The sequence below is a fragment of the Pseudonocardia nigra genome, from assembly GCF_019396355.1.
GTDB lineage: Bacteria > Actinomycetota > Actinomycetes > Mycobacteriales > Pseudonocardiaceae > Pseudonocardia > Pseudonocardia nigra.
In genome coordinates this window covers 1-3,146 of sequence record NZ_JAHKRK010000385.1, presented here as the reverse complement: position 1 = coordinate 3,146, position 3,146 = coordinate 1, and the positions used below count along the sequence as shown (strand labels likewise).

The 3,146-nt window shown below is 75.2% G+C and carries 2 protein-coding genes and 1 pseudogene; all 3 read left to right on the top strand.

Going from position 1 to position 3,146, the window contains the following annotated elements; all coding sequences use genetic code 11:
* Positions 1 to 234: 234 nt before the first annotated feature.
* Complete coding sequence (locus KME75_RS40680) at positions 235 to 1,341, top strand: tellurite resistance/C4-dicarboxylate transporter family protein (protein WP_219420328.1); 1,107 nt, start codon at positions 235 to 237, stop codon at positions 1,339 to 1,341.
* 46 nt (positions 1,342 to 1,387) lie between these two features.
* Positions 1,388 to 2,137, top strand: a complete 750-nt coding sequence (locus KME75_RS40675; protein WP_219420327.1) for a sulfite exporter TauE/SafE family protein — start codon at positions 1,388 to 1,390, stop codon at positions 2,135 to 2,137.
* An 11-nt stretch (positions 2,138 to 2,148) separates the two neighbouring features.
* Positions 2,149 to 3,079 (top strand): annotated as a pseudogene (locus tag KME75_RS40670) (sigma-70 family RNA polymerase sigma factor).
* Positions 3,080 to 3,146 lie beyond the last annotated feature (67 nt).

Below are 3,146 nucleotides of genomic sequence, written 5' to 3'. Positions count from 1 at the left end.
CCCACTCCCCGACCCGGCCCATCGCGCGGGTTCCCTGGCCCCGCTCGACCCGCCCGGCGTCGCACCGGACGTTCCTCCCGCGAGTCGGGGCCTGAGGGTGCGCGAGTCGGGGTCTGAGGGTGCGCGAGTCGGGCCCGGGGTGCGATTTCGGCCCGGCCCGCTCGTCCCACGCGTCCGTCCTCGGCGCGGGAACGCGACCGGGGCCACACGGGGCCGGTCGCTAGCCTGCCGGGCGTGCACGACGGTCTCTCCGGTCGGGTCCGCCACGCCGTCCGCGGCCTCACCCCCGGGTACTTCGCGCTGGTGATGAGCAGCGGGATCATCTCCGTGGGGATGCTCCTACAGGGCCACGTCGCGCTGTCGGTGCTGCTGCTGGCCGTCGGCGCGGTGGCCTACCTGGTGCTGGTCGGGCTCACCGGATGGCGGCTGGCCGCGCACCGGCACGCCGTCGCCGAGGACTTCGCCGACCCCGGCCGCGCGTTCGGCTTCCTCACCTTCGTGGCCGGCACGAACGTGCTCGGCGTCCGGGCCGCGATGGACGGGCACCACCGGCTCACCGCCGTCCTGCTGCTGGTCGCCGGCCTGACCTGGCTGGTGCTCGGCTACGTCATCCCGTGGACGGCGGTGCTCGGCACCCGGCACCGCCCGGTCCTCGCCACCGCGAACGGCACCTGGTTCATCTGGGTCGTCGCGAGCCAGTCCGTCGCGGTCTCCGCCGCCTCCATCGAGCCGGTGTTCCCGTCGCTGCGGGACCTGCTCGCCGTCGTCGCCGTGGGCTCCTGGTCGGTCGGGGTCTTCCTGTACGCGGCGGCCGGGATCTTCGTCTCCGCCCGGATGCTGCTGTACCGGCTGCGCCCGACCGACCTCACCCCGCCGTACTGGGTGGCGATGGGCGCGAGCTCGATCACGGTCCTCGCGGGGGCGCGGATCGTCGAGATGGCCGACGCCCCGATGGTCGACGCGACGCGCGGGATCATCGCCGGCCTGTCGGTGGTGTTCTGGGCGTTCGCCACCTGGCTCATCCCGGTTCTGGTGGCGGCCGGTTGGTGGCGCCACCGCACGCACCGGGTGCCGCTGGTCTACGACGCGACGCGGTGGAGCGGGGTCTTCCCGCTCGGGATGTACGCCATCGCGGGGGTGTACCTCCGGCAGGCCGACGACCTCCCGCTCGTCGGCGCCATCGGCACCGCGGAGCTCTGGGTGGCGTTCACCGCGTGGGTGCTGACGCTCGCGGGCATGGGCGTGCACGTCGTCCGCACCGTCGCCCTGCCCGGGCGGCCGGGTGCGTTGTGCCGGAGATCGCAGGCCGCGGACGGGGGAAGTAGGAGCAGCGCCGGATAGGGTCGTTCCACACTGAGCGGAGTATGCGGAGCGAGCAGACAGCAGAGTGAGCGGCGCCTTCCTCCTGTTGGCCGGCGCAGGTGTCGCCGCCGGACTGTCCGGTTCGATGGCGGGCCTCGCCTCCCTGTTCTCCTATCCCGCGCTGCTCGCCGCCGGGCTGCCGGCCACGGCCGCCAACGTCACCAACACGGTGGCGCTCGCGTTCAGCACCGTCGGCGCCGCCGCCAACTCCCGCCTCGAGCTCAGCGGCCAGGGACCCACGCTGCGCCACTTCGCGCTGCCCACGCTGCTCGGCGGGGCCACGGGCGCCGGGCTGCTTCTGGTGACACCGCCGGGGGTGTTCGAGCGGATCGTGCCGTTCCTCGTCGCGCTCGCGTCGGTCGCGCTGCTGCTGCAACCGCGGATCAGCGCGGTCGCGGCGGGCGCCGTGTCCCGGCACCGGGGCCCGGCCGTGGTCGCCGGGGTGCTCGCGGTGTCGGTCTACGGCGGCTACTTCGGCGCCGCGGCGGGGGTGCTGATGCTGGCGCTGCTGCTGGTCGGGCTGCCGGTGTCGCTCCTGCAGGGCAACGCCCTGAAGACGGTGCTGCTCGGCCTCGCGAACGCGGTGGCCGCCGTCGGGTTCGCCGTGTTCGGGCCGGTCGAGTGGTGGGCCGTGCTGCCGCTCGCCGCCGGGCTGCTGGTCGGCGGCTGGACGGGCCCGGCGCTCGCCCGCCGCCTGCCCACCGCCGTGCTGCGCACCGGGATCGGCGCCGCCGGCCTCGGCCTCGCCGTATCCCTCGCGGTCCAGGCCTGGTGAGGACCACCAGGATGGGGGGTGACCGGGGCGGCGCGAGGAGGGAACGGGACACGGTGGACGAGCAGGCGTGGCTGACCGGGCGGTTCGAGGAGCATCGGCCCCACCTGCGGGCCGTGGCCTACCGGATGCTCGGCTCGCTCGCTGAGGCCGACGACGCCCTGCAGGACGCCTGGCTCCGCGTCGCCCGGGCCGACACCAGCGCCGTGGACAACCTCGGCGGGTGGCTGACCACCGTGGTGGCGCGCGTGTGCCTGAACGTGCTGCGCTCCCGGGGAGCAGCGGCGCGAGGGCACGCTCGACGTGCAGGCGCCCGACCGGGTCGCCGACCGCGCGGAGGGGACCGACCCTGAGCAGGAGGCGGTGCTGGCCGACTCGGTCGGGGTGGCGCTGCTGGTCGTGCTCGACCGGCTGGGCCCCGCCGAGCGGCTGGCCTTCGTGCTGCACGACATGTTCGCCGTGCCCTTCGACGAGATCGCCCCGATGCTCGAGAAGTCCCCGGCCGCGGTCCGGCAGCTCGCGAGCCGCGCCCGCAGACGCGTGACGGGGCCTGCCCCGGCGCCGGACGCCGACCTCTCGCTCCGGCGCCGGGTCGTCGACGCCTTCCTGGCCGCCACCCGCAGCGGGGACTTCGACGCGCTCGTCACGCTGCTCCATCCGGACGTGGTGCTCCGCGCGGACCGGGCCGTCGTCCCCTCCCCCGAACCCGTCGTCCTGCGTGGTGCCGACACCGTCGCCAGGAGCGCGATGGCCGCCACGGTGCGGGCCCGGTTCACCGGGCCGGCGCTGGTCGACGGGGCCGTCGGGCTCACGATGGCCCCCCGCGGGCAGCTGTCGCTGGTGCTCGCCTTCACGATCGGCGACGAGGGCACGATCACCGCCATCGAGGTGATCGCGGAGCCGGACCGCCTCCGCGACCTCGACCTCGCCGTCCTCGGTGGCTGACCTCGCGCCGCACACACCGTGAGGCGTCCGCACACAGCGCCGGCGGTGTGTGCCGGCAGCGCACGGT